11 protein-coding genes are annotated in these 13,988 nt (G+C 70.2%); 9 read left to right on the forward strand and 2 right to left on the reverse strand.

From position 1 onward, the window contains the following. The first annotated feature begins 34 nt into the window (after positions 1–34). The 4 genes from secD to C3492_RS33395 all read left to right on the forward strand — a co-directional run bounded on the left by secD (position 35) and on the right by C3492_RS33395 (position 6,297). Positions 35–1,819 (forward strand): protein translocase subunit SecD, encoded by a 1,785-nt coding sequence (gene secD / locus C3492_RS33375; protein WP_181140682.1) that lies wholly within the window; start codon positions 35–37, stop codon positions 1,817–1,819. A 3-nt stretch (positions 1,820–1,822) separates the two neighbouring features. After that, positions 1,823–2,935 (forward strand): protein translocase subunit SecF, encoded by a 1,113-nt coding sequence (gene secF, locus C3492_RS33380; protein ID WP_103816389.1) that lies wholly within the window; start codon positions 1,823–1,825, stop codon positions 2,933–2,935. Beyond that, on the forward strand, positions 2,932–3,471 hold the full coding sequence (locus C3492_RS33385) for an adenine phosphoribosyltransferase (RefSeq protein ID WP_103816390.1): 540 nt from the start codon (positions 2,932–2,934) through the stop codon (positions 3,469–3,471). The genes secF and C3492_RS33385 overlap by 4 nt, the downstream gene beginning before the upstream one ends. Positions 3,472–3,759: 288 nt before the next feature. Then, on the forward strand, positions 3,760–6,297 hold the full coding sequence (locus C3492_RS33395) for a bifunctional (p)ppGpp synthetase/guanosine-3',5'-bis(diphosphate) 3'-pyrophosphohydrolase (RefSeq protein ID WP_103816391.1): 2,538 nt from the start codon (positions 3,760–3,762) through the stop codon (positions 6,295–6,297). Between the two features lie 87 nt (positions 6,298–6,384). Here the strand turns inward: C3492_RS33395 and C3492_RS33400 are convergent, their stop codons facing one another. Continuing rightward, on the reverse strand, positions 6,385–7,614 hold the full coding sequence (locus tag C3492_RS33400) for a DUF349 domain-containing protein (protein WP_103816392.1): 1,230 nt from the start codon (positions 7,612–7,614) through the stop codon (positions 6,385–6,387). 177 nt (positions 7,615–7,791) lie between these two features. Further along, complete coding sequence (locus C3492_RS33405) at positions 7,792–8,628, reverse strand: peptidylprolyl isomerase (protein WP_103816393.1); 837 nt, start codon at positions 8,626–8,628, stop codon at positions 7,792–7,794. A 169-nt stretch (positions 8,629–8,797) separates the two neighbouring features. Between C3492_RS33405 and C3492_RS33410 the strand changes: the two genes are divergently transcribed. The 5 genes from C3492_RS33410 (at position 8,798) to rpsD (ending at position 13,975) form a co-directional block, all read left to right on the forward strand. Continuing rightward, the gene (locus C3492_RS33410) at positions 8,798–9,505 is read left to right on the forward strand and encodes an MBL fold metallo-hydrolase (protein WP_103816394.1); all 708 of its coding nucleotides are present in this window, start codon (positions 8,798–8,800) and stop codon (positions 9,503–9,505) included. A 13-nt stretch (positions 9,506–9,518) separates the two neighbouring features. Further along, a complete protein-coding gene (gene hisS / locus C3492_RS33415) occupies positions 9,519–10,781 on the forward strand; it encodes a histidine--tRNA ligase (protein ID WP_103816395.1) in 1,263 nt (420 codons plus the stop codon). Between the two features lie 217 nt (positions 10,782–10,998). Next, positions 10,999–11,655: a vitamin K epoxide reductase family protein gene (locus tag C3492_RS33420; RefSeq protein WP_103816396.1), complete on the forward strand. Its 657-nt coding sequence runs from the start codon at positions 10,999–11,001 to the stop codon at positions 11,653–11,655. Positions 11,656–11,698: 43 nt separating this feature from the next. Then, positions 11,699–13,054, forward strand: a complete 1,356-nt coding sequence (locus tag C3492_RS33425; RefSeq protein WP_014671540.1) for a replication-associated recombination protein A — start codon at positions 11,699–11,701, stop codon at positions 13,052–13,054. Positions 13,055–13,360: 306 nt separating this feature from the next. Continuing rightward, complete coding sequence (gene rpsD, locus C3492_RS33430; RefSeq protein ID WP_014671539.1) at positions 13,361–13,975, forward strand: 30S ribosomal protein S4; 615 nt, start codon at positions 13,361–13,363, stop codon at positions 13,973–13,975. Positions 13,976–13,988: the final 13 nt, after the last annotated feature.

Here is a 13,988-nt window from a genome sequence, read left to right on the forward strand (position 1 = left end):
GGGCGCGGGGCGGCCCGAGAGGGAGTACGAGAAGGTGGCAGCACCTAAGAGGGGCCGAAGCGCGAGCGCCCAGAGCAAGCCAGGGCGCTCGCTGGCCCTCATCCTGATCGCCATCGTGGCGCTCACCGGAGGGATGTTCCTCTCCGGGCACACCACTCCGCGTCTCGGTATCGACCTCGCCGGTGGCACGAGCATCACGCTCAAGGCGAAGGCCGACCAGGGGTCCGCGATCAACAAGGCCAACATGGACACCGCGGTCGACATCATGAACCGCCGTGTCAACGGCCTCGGCGTCTCCGAGGCGGAGGTGCAGACCCAGGGGAACGACAACATCATCGTCAACATCCCCAAGGGCACCAACTCCAAGGAGGCCCAGGAGCAGGTCGGCACCACCGCCAAGCTGTACTTCCGGCCGGTCCTGGCCAGCGAGCCCAGCGGCGCCGCCGCGCAGAGCCCCTCGCCGAGCGCGTCCCCCAGCGGCGGCGCCTCGTCGAAGCCGAGCACGAGCCCGTCGTCCAGCGCCTCCTCGTCGCAGAAGGCCTCCTCGTCCGGCTCCGCGTCCCCCTCGGCCACGGCGACCTCCCAGGGCCGCGCCGTCACCGACGCGCTGAAGGCCGACTCCACCCCCTCGCCGAGCGCTTCCGCCTCCGGCAGCGGCAAGCCGTCGGCCACCCCTTCGGCCACCCCCAGCGGCGGCACGGACTCCAAGCTCCAGGCGCAGTACGCGGCCCTGGACTGCAGCAAGGCCACCGACCGCGCCAACGCCGGCAAGAACGCCAAGCCCGGCGAGTCCACCGTGGCCTGCGGCGAGATCGACAAGGCCTGGTACAAGTACCTGCTCGGCCCCGCCGCCGTGGACGGCACCGAGGTGAAGAAGGCCCAGGCGGTCTTCGACACCCAGGGCGCCGCCGGCTGGCAGGTCCAGATGACCTTCACGGGCAGCGGTGCCAAGAAGTTCTCCGACATCACCGGCGAGCTGGCCAAGAACCAGCCCCCGCAGAACGAGTTCGGCATCGTCCTCGACGGCGAGGTCGTCTCCAGCCCGTACGTCAGCTCGGCCATCACCGGCGGCCAGGCGGAGATCTCCGGCAGCTTCAAGCAGGAGGAGGCGCAGAGCCTCGCCAACATGCTGTCGTACGGCGCCCTGCCGCTGTCCTTCCAGGAGCAGTCCGTCACGACCGTCACCGCCGCGCTCGGCGGTGAGCAGCTGCACGCCGGTCTGCTCGCCGGCGCGATCGGTCTCGCGCTGGTCGTGATCTACCTGGTGGTCTACTACCGCGGCCTGTCCGTCGTCGCCATGGCGTCCCTGGTGGTCTCCGCGATCCTCACCTACGTGATCATGTCGCTGCTCGGCCCGGCCATCGGCTTCGCGCTGAACCTGCCCGCCGTGTGCGGCGCCATCGTCGCCATCGGTATCACCGCGGACTCGTTCATCGTGTACTTCGAACGCATCCGGGACGAGATCCGCGAGGGCCGCACGCTGCGTCCCGCCGTCGAGCGGGCCTGGCCGCGCGCCCGGCGCACCATCCTGGTCTCCGACTTCGTGTCGTTCCTCGCCGCCGCGGTGCTGTTCATCGTCACGGTCGGCAAGGTGCAGGGCTTCGCCTTCACCCTGGGCCTCACCACGCTCCTCGACGTGGTCGTCGTCTTCCTCTTCACCAAGCCGCTGATGACGCTGCTGGCCCGCCGCCAGTTCTTCGCGGGCGGCCACAAGTGGTCCGGACTGGACCCGAAGAGCCTGGGTGCCAAGCCGCCGCTGCGCCGCACCCGCCGTCCCGCCGGTCCCGTCGCCGGCCCTGTCGACCCGAAGGAGGCGTGAGCGATGTCGAAACTCGGCAACCTCGGCGCTCGACTGCACCGCGGCGAGATCTCTTACGACTTCGTCGGCAAGCGCAAGATCTGGTACGGCATCTCGATCCTGATCACCATCACGGCCATCGTCGGCCTGGCGGTGCGCGGCCTGAACATGGGCATCGAGTTCCAGGGCGGCGCGGTCTTCACCACGCCGACCAAGATGAGCACCTCGGTGGCCAAGGCCGAGGAGTACGCCAACGACGCCTCGGGCCACCAGGCGGTCGTGCAGAAGCTGGGCAACGGCAGCCTGCGCATCCAGATCGCCGGCATCGACACCGACCAGTCCGACAGGATCAAGCAGGAGCTGGCCAAGGACCTGAACCTCGACCCCGAGAAGCTCGCCGCCGACCTGGTCGGCCCGAGCTGGGGCGAGCAGATCGCCAACAAGGCCTGGGAGGGCCTGGCGATCTTCATGGTCCTCGTCGTGATCTACCTGGCGATCGCCTTCGAATGGCGCATGGCCATCGCGGCGCTCGTCGCCCTGATCCACGACATCACCATCACGACCGGTATCTACGCCCTGGTCGGCTTCGAGGTCACGCCCGGTACGGTCATCGGTCTGCTGACCATCCTCGGTTACTCGCTCTACGACACGGTCGTCGTCTTCGACAGCCTCAAGGAGCAGACGAAGGACATCACCAAGCAGACCCGGTTCACCTACAGCGAGATCGCCAACCGGTCGATCAACGGCACCCTGGTCCGTTCCATCAACACCACGGTCGTCGCCCTGCTGCCGGTCGCCGGTCTGCTCTTCATCGGCGGCGGCTTCCTCGGCGCGGGCACGCTCAACGACATCTCCCTGTCGCTGTTCGTCGGCCTCGCGGCCGGTGCCTACTCGTCGATCTTCATCGCCACGCCGCTCGTCGCCGACCTCAAGGAGCGCGAGCCCGCGATGAAGGCCCTCACCAAGCGGGTCCTGGCCAAGCGCGCCCAGGCCGGTTCGGAGGGCGACCTCGCCGCGGACACCCCGACCGGCACCGGTGACGACGCCGACGACGCCGCTCCCGCCGTGGTGGGCCCGCGCAACCAGCCCGCCTCCCGTGGCCGTGGCCGCGGCCGGACCTCCGGGAAGCGCCGATGACCGACATCCAGGAGCTGCTGCTCAGCCGCATCCGTGACGTCGCCGACTACCCGGAGCCCGGGGTGATGTTCAAGGACATCACCCCGCTCCTGGCCGACCCGGCGGCCTTCACCGCGCTCACCGACGAACTGGCCGAGATCGCCGCCAACACCGGCGCGACCAAGGTCGTCGGCCTGGAGGCCCGGGGCTTCATCCTCGGCGCCCCGGTCGCCGTCCGCGCCGGACTCGGCTTCATTCCCGTCCGCAAGGCGGGCAAGCTGCCCGGGGCCACCCTGCGCCAGGCGTACGACCTGGAGTACGGCTCGGCGGAGATCGAGGTGCACGCGGAGGACCTGGTCACCGGCGACCGCGTCCTGATCGTGGACGACGTCCTGGCCACCGGCGGCACCGCCGAGGCCGCGATCCAGCTCATCCACCGCGCGGGCGCCGAGGTCTGCGGCCTCGCGGTCCTGATGGAGCTGGGCTTCCTGGACGGCCGCTCCCGCCTGGAACCGGCCCTCGGCACAGCCCCGCTGACGGCCCTCCTCCAGGTCTGACCGCTCAAGGTCCGACCGATCCGCACAGCGCGACGGCCGCCCCGGACACCACCGGGGCGGCCGTCGTATACGGGGCTGAGCTCACCGCGCCGGCCGTCGCCCTACGGACATGCGCCGCACACCCGAACACCCCCCGGAGGACACCTCCCGGAATCCCCCGGTGGCCCCCCGCGTTGCACGGATACACGGTCCTCACATCCGCCTGCAGGCGATGACCGGGCGCAGGATCGCTACCATGGGGTTTCCGGAGCCTGACCGGGGGACCCGGATCGCGCACGAGGAGCCCTCTTGCCAGACGAGGCCCAGCCACTGACCGCCGCCAAGCCCGAGCCCGCCTCGGCCCCCGCGGCGAAGCCCGCGCCGAACGCTTCGCACGTGAAGAACGACACCCGCGGGACGGTCCAGCGTGCCCAGTCCGCGCCCGTCGAGAAGAGCGCCGAGTCCTCGCGCCCCAAGCCGGCCCCTCCGGAGCGCCCGGCGCAGCCGCCCGTGGTCCGCCAGCCGGTCACGCCGCCCACCCGCACCGGTTCCTCCAACCGTGTCCGGGCCCGCCTCGCCCGCCTCGGCGTGCAGCGCGCGAACCCGTACAACCCGGTCCTGGAGCCGCTGCTGCGGATAGTGCGCAGCAACGACCCCAAGATCGAGAACTCCACGCTGCGCCAGATCGAGCGCGCCTACCAGGTCGCCGAGCGCTGGCACCGCGGCCAGAAGCGCAAGAGCGGCGACCCGTACATCACGCACCCGCTCGCCGTCACCACCATCCTCGCCGAGCTGGGCATGGACCCGGCCACCCTGATGGCCGGGCTGCTGCACGACACCGTCGAGGACACCGAGTACGGGCTGGAGGACCTGCGCCGCGACTTCGGCGACGTCGTGGCCCTGCTGGTCGACGGCGTCACCAAGCTGGACAAGGTCAAGTTCGGCGAGGCCGCGCAGGCCGAGACCGTGCGCAAGATGGTCGTCGCCATGGCCAAGGACCCGCGCGTCCTGGTCATCAAGCTCGCCGACCGCCTGCACAACATGCGCACCATGCGCTACCTCAAGCGCGAGAAGCAGGAGAAGAAGGCGCGCGAGACGCTGGAGATCTACGCGCCGCTCGCCCACCGCCTGGGCATGAACACCATCAAGTGGGAGCTGGAGGACCTCGCGTTCGCGATCCTCTACCCCAAGATGTACGACGAGATCGTACGGCTGGTGGCCGAGCGGGCACCGAAGCGTGACGAGTACCTGGCCATAGTGACCGACGAGGTCCAGGCCGACCTGCGCGCCGCCCGCATCAAGGCGACCGTCACCGGCCGCCCGAAGCACTACTACAGCGTCTACCAGAAGATGATCGTGCGGGGCCGTGACTTCGCCGAGATCTACGACCTGGTGGGCATCCGCGTCCTCGTCGACACGGTCCGCGACTGCTACGCCGCCCTCGGCACGGTGCACGCGCGATGGAACCCGGTCCCCGGCCGGTTCAAGGACTACATCGCGATGCCCAAGTTCAACATGTACCAGTCGCTGCACACGACGGTCATCGGCCCCAACGGCAAGCCGGTCGAGCTGCAGATCCGCACCTTCGACATGCACCGCCGCGCCGAGTACGGCATCGCCGCGCACTGGAAGTACAAGCAGGAGGCCGTCGCCGGCGCCTCCAAGATCCGCACCGACGCGCCGAAGACGTCCGCCAAGGACAAGGACGCCATCAACGACATGGCGTGGCTGCGGCAGCTCCTGGACTGGCAGAAGGAGACCGAGGACCCCAGCGAGTTCCTGGAGTCCCTGCGCTTCGACCTGTCCCGCAACGAGGTCTTCGTCTTCACCCCCAAGGGCGACGTCATCGCGCTGCCGGCCGGTGCCACCCCGGTGGACTTCGCGTACGCCGTCCACACCGAGGTCGGCCACCGCACCATAGGGGCGCGGGTCAACGGCCGCCTCGTACCGCTCGAATCCACCCTGGACAACGGCGACCTGGTGGAGGTCTTCACCTCCAAGGCGGTCGGCGCCGGCCCCTCCCGGGACTGGCTCGGCTTCGTCAAGTCGCCCCGGGCCCGCAACAAGATCCGCGCCTGGTTCTCCAAGGAGCGCCGGGACGAGGCGATCGAGCAGGGCAAGGACGCCATCGTGCGGGCCATGCGCAAGCAGAACCTGCCGATCCAGCGGATCCTCACCGGCGACTCCCTGGTCACGCTCGCGCACGAGATGCGCTACTCGGACATCTCCGCGCTGTACGCGGCGATCGGCGAGGGCCATGTCTCCGCGCAGAACATCGTGCAGAAGCTCGTCCAGGCGCTCGGCGGCGAGGAGGCCGCCACCGAGGAGATCGACGAGACCGTCCCGCCGTCGCGCACCCGGGGCCGCAAGCGCCGCTCCAGCGCCGACCCGGGGGTCGTCGTCAAGGGTGTCGAGGACGTGTGGGTCAAGCTGGCCCGCTGCTGTACGCCCGTGCCCGGCGACCCGATCATCGGTTTCGTCACGCGCGGCAGCGGTGTGTCGGTTCACCGCAGCGACTGCGTCAACGTGGATTCCCTGTCCCGTGAGCCCGAGCGCATCCTGGACGTCGAGTGGGCGCCCACCCAGTCCTCGGTCTTCCTGGTCGCCATCCAGGTCGAGGCGCTGGACCGCTCCCGGCTGCTGTCGGACGTCACGCGGGTCCTGTCCGACCAGCACGTCAACATCCTGTCGGCGGCCGTCCAGACGTCCCGCGACCGCGTGGCCACCTCCCGCTTCACCTTCGAGATGGGCGACCCGAAGCACCTCGGCCACGTCCTGAAGGCCGTCCGGGGCGTGGAGGGCGTGTACGACGTCTACCGCGTGACGTCGGGCCGCAGCCGCTCGTAGGGCGGCTCCGGCCCCGCCCCGAGCCCCCGGCACAGGGAAGGGCCCCGTACGCCTCGTACGGGGCCCTCCGGTGCTTGGCGGGGGGATTTAGCCGCCGAACTCCTGCAGGCCCTTCAGGGCCTGGTCCAGGAGCGCCTGACGGCCCTCCAGTTCCTTCTCCAGCTTGTCGGCCCTGGCGTTGTTGCCCTGGGCGCGCGCCTGCTCGATCTGCGCCCTGAGCTTGTCCACGGCGGCCTGGAGCTGACCGGTCAGACCCTCCGCACGCGCGCGTGCCTCCGGGTTCGTCCGGCGCCACTCGGCCTCCTCGGCCTCCTGGATCGCCCGCTCGACGGTGTGCATCCGGCCCTCGACCTTCGGCCGGGCGTCCCGCGGGACGTGACCGATGGCCTCCCAGCGCTCGTTGATCGAGCGGAAGGCGGCCCGTGCGGCCTTCAGATCGGTGATCGGCAGGAGCTTCTCGGCCTCCTCGGCCAGCTCCTCCTTCAGCTTCAGGTTCTCCGACTGCTCCGCGTCCCGCTCGGCGAAGACCGAGCTGCGAGCGGCGAAGAACACGTCCTGGGCGCCGCGGAAGCGGTTCCACAGGTCGTCCTCGTGCTCGCGCTGGGCGCGGCCCGCGGCCTTCCACTCCGCCATCAGCTCGCGGTACCGGGCGGCCGTGGGCCCCCAGTCCGTCGAGTCCGACAGCGCCTCGGCCTCCGCGACCAGCCGCTCCTTGGTCCGGCGGGCCTCCTCGCGCTGCGCGTCGAGCTGCGCGAAGTGCGCCTTGCGGCGCTTGGAGAACGCGGACCGGGCGTGCGAGAAGCGGTGCCACAGCTCGTCGTCGGACTTGCGGTCGAGGCGCGGCAGCCCCTTCCAGGTGTCCACCAGCGCCCGCAGCCGCTCCCCGGCGGCCCGCCACTGGTCGGACTGCGCCAGCTGCTCGGCCTCGGCGACCAGGTCCTCCTTGGCCTTGCGGGCCTCGTCGGACTGCCGGGCCCGCTGCTGCTTGCGCTCCTCGCGGCGCGCCTCGACGGTCTCGACCAGCTTGTCCAGCCGGCCCCGCAGCGCGTCCAGGTCGCCGACCGCGTGGTGCGCGTCCACCTGCTCGCGCAGGTGGTCGATGGCGGCCTGGGCGTCCTTCGCCGACAGGTCGGTGGTCCGCACTCGCTTCTCGAGGAGGCCGATCTCGACAACCAGGCCCTCGTACTTGCGCTCGAAGTAGGCCAGCGCCTCCTCGGGGGAGCCGGCCTGCCAGGAACCGACGACCTTCTCGCCGTCGGCCGTACGCACGTACACGGTCCCCGTCTCGTCGACGCGGCCCCACGGGTCGCTGCTCACAGCGCCTCCTCCACATGATGCCTGCGAGGGGCCTCAGCACCCCCGGGCATCGTCCACAGTTTCGTCACGGCCAACATAGGCGACCAGCGGGTTGCCTGTCCGCATCCAGCGCGACCGAAATTCGGCAGTCCGCCGTTCCCTGCCCCCGTTGACCTCAGGACTTGGTGACGGCCGGCCTCAGGACTTGCTGACGGTCGCCTTGTTGATCACGACCGTCGCGTTCGGCGCACCGTCACCGGCACCCGTGTTCTCGCCGGCCGCCGCGATCTTGTTCAGCACCTTCATGCCCGCCGCGTCGATCGTGCCGAACGGGGTGTAGCTGGGGGGCAGGGGGCTGTCCTTGTAGACGAGGAAGAACTGGCTGCCGCCGGTGTGCTTCTGGCCGGTGTTGGCCATCGCCACCGTGCCCGCCGGGTAGGTGTTGTTCTTCAGGCTCCTGTCCTTGAGGTTCTCGTCCGGGAGCGTGTAGCCCGGACCGCCCGTGCCGGTGCCCTGCGGGTCGCCGCACTGCAGGACGTAGATGCCCTGGGTGGTCAGGCGGTGGCACTTCGTGTGGTCGAAGTAGCCCTTGCCCGCGAGGAAGTCGAACGAGTTCACCGTGTGCGGGGCCGCCGACGTCTTCAGCGCGATGCCGATGTCACCGCACGTCGTCGCGAGCTTCAGCGTGTACTTAGCCGACGTGTCGATCGTCATCGCCGGCTCCTTCTTCCAGCTCAGCTTCTCCACCGAGCCGGCCGCCGGCTTCTCGCACGGGTCCGGGGCCTTGCTGGTCGGCGCGGAGCTCGGGCTGGCGCCCGGGGTGACCTCGGCGCTCGCGTTCTCCTTCTTGTCGCCGTCGTCCTTCAGCACCCCGGTCGTGTACAGGGCGACGCTGCCGATCACGACCACGCCCAGTACCGACGCGATCACGGAGTTGCGCAGGCGGGCCTTGCGCCGCGCCTCGGTGCGCCGCTGCTGCTGCCGCAAGAACTTCTCCCGGGCGAGCTGACGCCGCCGCTGCTCCTGGCTGACCACCGGGTTCTCTCCTCATGCGTGTCGTGTGTCGGGCGGTACGCGTGCGTCCTCGTGATCCGACCGCTGCGTGTAGCCCCGTACCGTATATGGGTTCGCTGAGGAAACGGCAGCGCCGGTAGGCTCTGACTGCAGCGGAAGCCGCCCGTAATCGACACAACGAAGGACGATCGTGCTCATTGCCGGGTTCCCCGCCGGGGCCTGGGGGACGAACTGTTATCTCGTCGCCCCCGCCGCCGGTGAGGAGTGCGTGATCATCGACCCCGGCCACCAGGCCGCCGAAGGCGTCGAGGAAGCGCTCAAGAAGCATCGGCTCAAGCCCGTCGCCGTCGTCCTCACCCACGGCCACATCGACCATGTCGCCTCGGTCGTCCCGGTCTGCGGGGCGCACGACGTCCCGGCCTGGATCCACCCCGAGGACCGGTACATGCTGAGCGACCCCGAGAAGGCGCTCGGCCGCTCCATCGGCATGCCGCTGATGGGCGAGCTGACCGTGGGCGAGCCGGACGACGTCAGGGAGCTGACGAACGGCGCCGGTCTCGAACTGGCGGGCCTGGAGTTCTCCGTCGCGCACGCGCCGGGCCATACCAGGGGGTCGGTGACCTTCCGGATGCCCGAGACCGCCGACGTCCCGTCGGTGTTCTTCTCCGGGGATCTGCTGTTCGCCGGCTCCATCGGACGCACCGACCTGCCGGGCGGATCCATGGAGGACATGTTGCGGTCGCTGGCGCGTGTGTGCCTGCCCCTCGACGACTCCACCGTGGTGCTGTCCGGCCACGGCCCCCAGACGACCATCGGCCAGGAGCGCGCCACCAATCCCTACCTGCGGCAGGTGGCGGCCGGCCAGGGAGCCGCCGAGGCTCCCCGACGAGGAATGTGACGAGAGACCTTCCGTGAGCGCCTTCCAGGCCCCCAAGGGCACCTACGATTTGATCCCGCCGGACTCGGCGAAGTACCTGGCGGTCCGCGAGGCGATCGCCGCGCCGCTGCGCAACTCCGGCTACGGCTACATCGAGACCCCCGGCTTCGAGAACGTCGAACTCTTCGCGCGCGGTGTCGGCGAGTCCACCGACATCGTGACCAAGGAGATGTACGCCTTCGAGACCAAGGGCGGCGACAGGCTCGCCCTGCGCCCCGAAGGCACGGCGTCCGTGCTGCGCGCGGCCCTGGAGGCCAACCTGCACAAGTCGGGCAACCTCCCGGTCAAGCTCTGGTACTCCGGCTCCTACTACCGCTACGAGCGCCCCCAGAAGGGCCGGTACCGGCACTTTTCCCAGGTCGGCGCGGAGGCGATCGGCGCCGAGGACCCGGCGCTGGACGCCGAGCTGATCATCCTGGCCGACCAGGCGTACCGCTCGCTGGGCCTCAGGAACTTCCGCATCCTGCTGAACAGCCTCGGCGACAAGGAGTGCCGCCCGGTGTACCGGACGGCACTGCAGGAGTTCCTGCGCGGCCTGGACCTGGACGAGGACACGCGCCGCCGCGTCGACATCAACCCGCTCCGGGTCCTCGACGACAAGCGCGAGTCGGTCCAGAAGCAGCTCACCGGCGCGCCGCTGCTGCGCGACTACCTGTGCGACGCGTGCAAGGCGTACCACGAGGAGGTCCGTGAGCTGATCACCGCCGCGGGCGTCTCCTTCGAGGACGACCCGAAGCTGGTGCGCGGTCTGGACTACTACACCCGCACCACTTTCGAGTTCGTGCACGACGGCCTCGGCTCGCAGTCCGCCGTGGGCGGCGGCGGCCGGTACGACGGCCTGTCCGAGATGATCGGCGGCCCCGCCCTGCCCTCCGTCGGCTGGGCCCTGGGCGTCGACCGCACGGTCCTCGCGCTGGAGGCCGAGGGCGTCGAACCGGACATCCCGGCCTCGACCAGCGTCTACGCCGTCCCGCTCGGCGAGGAGGCCCGCCGGGTGCTGTTCGCCAAGGTCACCGAGTTGCGCAAGGTGGGCATCGCGGCGGACTTCGCGTACGGCGGCAAGGGCCTGAAGGGCGCCATGAAGAACGCCAACCGCTCGGGTGCCCGCTACGCCCTCGTCGCCGGTGAGCGCGACCTCGCCGAGGGCGTCGTCCAGCTCAAGGACATGGAGTCCGGTGAGCAGGCGGCGATCGGCGTGAACGAGATCGTGGCGGAGCTGGAATCGCGGCTCGGCTGACGGCACACGCGCGCGTGGGCGCCGGACGCTCTCCCGAGGGGCGTCCGGCGCCTTCGGCGTACGTACCGCGCGAGGCGGCCGGCGCTGTCCGGAACCGAACAGGCGGTACCCGTCGTACGTACATCCTTATGCGGAGCGAACGGTGCGCACACACGCGTGTGCGGCACAATGACCCGTGCCCGAAGATGGTCCAGTCTCAAGTGACGGAATCGGCGTGATGAGCAAGACGACAGTCAAAGACGTCTCCGCGGAGCCCGGCCCGGAGCGCGCCGCCGACGCCCCGCGCGCGGTCGGCGGCAGCCGCGCCTTCGCCATCCTGCTGGTGATCACCGGCGCGGCCGGACTGCTGGCCGCCTGGGTCATCACGATCGACAAGTTCAAGCTGCTGGAAGCCAAGGTCGCCGGCAAGACGTTCACCCCCGGGTGCAGCCTCAACCCGGTCGTCTCCTGCGGCAGCGTCATGGAGAGCAAGCAGGCCGCCGCCTTCGGCTTCCCCAACCCGATGCTCGGCCTGGTCGCCTACGGCATCGTCGTCTGCGTCGGCATGAGCCTGCTGGCCCGCGCCCGGTTCCCCCGCTGGTACTGGCTGACCTTCAACTTCGGCACGCTCTTCGGCGTGGCCTTCTGCACCTGGCTGCAGTTCCAGTCCCTGTACCGGATCAACGCGCTGTGCCTGTGGTGCTCTCTGGCCTGGGTCGCCACGATCACCATGTTCTGGTACGTCACCTCGTTCAACATCCGCAACGACTTCCTGCCGTCCCCGCGCTGGCTGAAGTCCTTCTTCGGCGAGTTCACCTGGGTGCTGCCGGTCCTGCACGTCGGCGTCATCGGCATGCTGGTCCTCACCCGCTGGTGGGACTTCTGGACCAGCTGACCGTCCCGGCCGGATTGTCAGTGCGGTGTTCTAGGGTTTCAGCGTGGAACCCGACCTCTTCACCGCAGCAGCAGAAGAACGCCAGGAGAAGGATCCGGCAGCCAGCCCCCTGGCGGTACGCATGCGCCCGCGCACCCTCGACGAGGTCGTGGGCCAGCAGCATCTGCTCGGACCGGGATCCCCGCTGCGCCGGCTGGTCGGCGAGGGCAACGGCGGCCCGGCCGGCCCGTCCTCGGTGATCCTGTGGGGCCCGCCCGGCACCGGCAAGACCACCCTGGCCTACGTCGTCTCGAAGGCGACGAACAAGCGGTTCGTGGAGCTGTCCGCGATCACCGCGGGCGTCAAGGAGGTCCGCGCGGTCATCGACGGCGCCCGCCGCGCCACCGGCGCCTTCGGCAAGGAGACCGTCCTCTTCCTGGACGAGATCCACCGCTTCAGCAAGGCCCAGCAGGACTCCCTGCTCCCGGCCGTGGAGAACCGCTGGGTGACCCTGATCGCGGCCACCACCGAGAACCCGTACTTCTCGGTGATCTCCCCGCTGCTCTCCCGCTCCCTCCTGCTCACCCTCGAACCGCTCACCGACGACGACATCCGCTCACTGCTCCGGCGCGCGCTGAGCGACGAACGCGGCCTCAAGGAGGCCGTGGCCCTCCCCGAGGACACCGAGGAGCACCTGCTCCGCATCGCCGGCGGCGACGCCCGCCGCGCCCTGACCGCCCTGGAGGCCGCCGCCGGGGCCGCCCTGGACCAGGGCGAGAGCGAGATCGGTCTGCGGACGCTGGAGCAGACGGTCGACCGGGCCGCGGTGAAGTACGACCGCGACGGCGACCAGCACTACGACGTCGCCAGCGCCCTCATCAAGTCCATCCGCGGCTCCGACGTCGACGCGGCCCTGCACTACCTGGCCCGCATGATCGAGGCCGGCGAGGACCCGCGGTTCATCGCCCGCCGCCTGATGATCTCCGCCAGCGAGGACATCGGCCTCGCCGACCCGAACGCGCTGCCCATCGCCGTGGCCGCCGCCCAGGCCGTCGCCATGATCGGCTTCCCGGAGGCCGCGCTCACCCTCAGCCACGCGACGATCGCCCTGGCCCTGGCCCCCAAGTCCAACGCCGCGACCACCGCGATCGGCGCCGCCCTGGAGGACGTGCGCAAGGGCCTGGCCGGCCCGGTGCCGCCGCACCTGCGCGACGGGCACTACAAGGGCGCGGCCAAGCTCGGCCACGCCCAGGGGTACGTGTACCCGCACGACCTGCCCGAGGGCATCGCCGAGCAGCAGTACGCGCCGGACGCCCTGAAGGACCGCGAGTACTACACGCCGAGCCGGCACGGCGCCGAGGCCAGATACGCGGACGCCGTGGAATGGACCCGCAAGCGCCTCGGTCGCAAGCGGTCCTGAGCACCCTGTAGACTGCCCCGAAGTGCTGAGTCCCGTGCTGTCAGAGCGGGACAACCAGCCGGAGAACCGGTCCCGCGCGGACCGGCTCCAGGAGCGTCGCGCACCGTCGAACGGTGTCGCGGGCAGCCCACCACCACCCGGAGTCCCGGGGACGGTCGGTGGGCCACTCGCGTGCTGCACGTATGTGCCCAGACCAGGGAAGCGGCTGCCCGGCAGGTCCCCTGCGGACCCGGCGGGTTTTCCCGGCTGCGGATGCGACCTCCCTCAACACTGACGAGCCGAACACTACGAAAGAGACGAAAGACAGTGGCGAACCAGTCCCGCCCCAAGGTCAAGAAGTCGCGTGCCCTCGGCATCGCGCTGACCCCGAAGGCCGTCAAGTACTTCGAGGCCCGCCCCTACCCGCCGGGTGAGCACGGCCGCGGCCGCAAGCAGAACTCGGACTACAAGGTCCGTCTGCTGGAGAAGCAGCGCCTGCGCGCTCAGTACGACATCTCCGAGCGCCAGCTGGTCCGCGCCTACGAGCGCGCGTCCAAGGTCCAGGGCAAGACCGGCGAGGCCCTGATCGTGGAGCTGGAGCGCCGCCTCGACGCGCTGGTCCTGCGTTCGGGCATCGCCCGCACGATCTACCAGGCCCGCCAGATGGTCGTGCACGGCCACATCCAGGTCAACGGCCAGAAGGTCGACAAGCCGTCCTTCCGCGTCCGCCCGGACGACGTCGTGCAGGTCCGCGACCGCTCCAAGGACAAGACGCTCTTCCAGATCGCCCGTGAGGGTGGCTTCGCCCCCGACGGCGAGACCCCGCGCTACCTCCAGGTGAACCTCAAGGCCCTGGCGTTCCGCCTGGACCGCGAGCCGAACCGCAAGGAAGTTCCGGTCATCTGCGACGAGCAGCTCGTCGTCGAGTACTACGCCCGCTGACCCCCGTCACGGC

This window comes from Streptomyces sp. Ru62, assembly GCF_002920615.1.
Classification (GTDB): Bacteria; Actinomycetota; Actinomycetes; order Streptomycetales; family Streptomycetaceae; genus Streptomyces.

Excerpts from the sequence above, each read along its gene's own strand:
- secF (WP_103816389.1), top strand. The coding sequence starts at position 1,823 with ATGTCGAAACTCGGCAACCTCGGCGCTCGACTGCACCGCGGCGAGATC.
- C3492_RS33385 (WP_103816390.1), top strand. The coding sequence starts at position 2,932 with ATGACCGACATCCAGGAGCTGCTGCTCAGCCGCATCCGTGACGTCGCC.
- C3492_RS33420 (WP_103816396.1), top strand. The coding sequence starts at position 10,999 with ATGAGCAAGACGACAGTCAAAGACGTCTCCGCGGAGCCCGGCCCGGAG.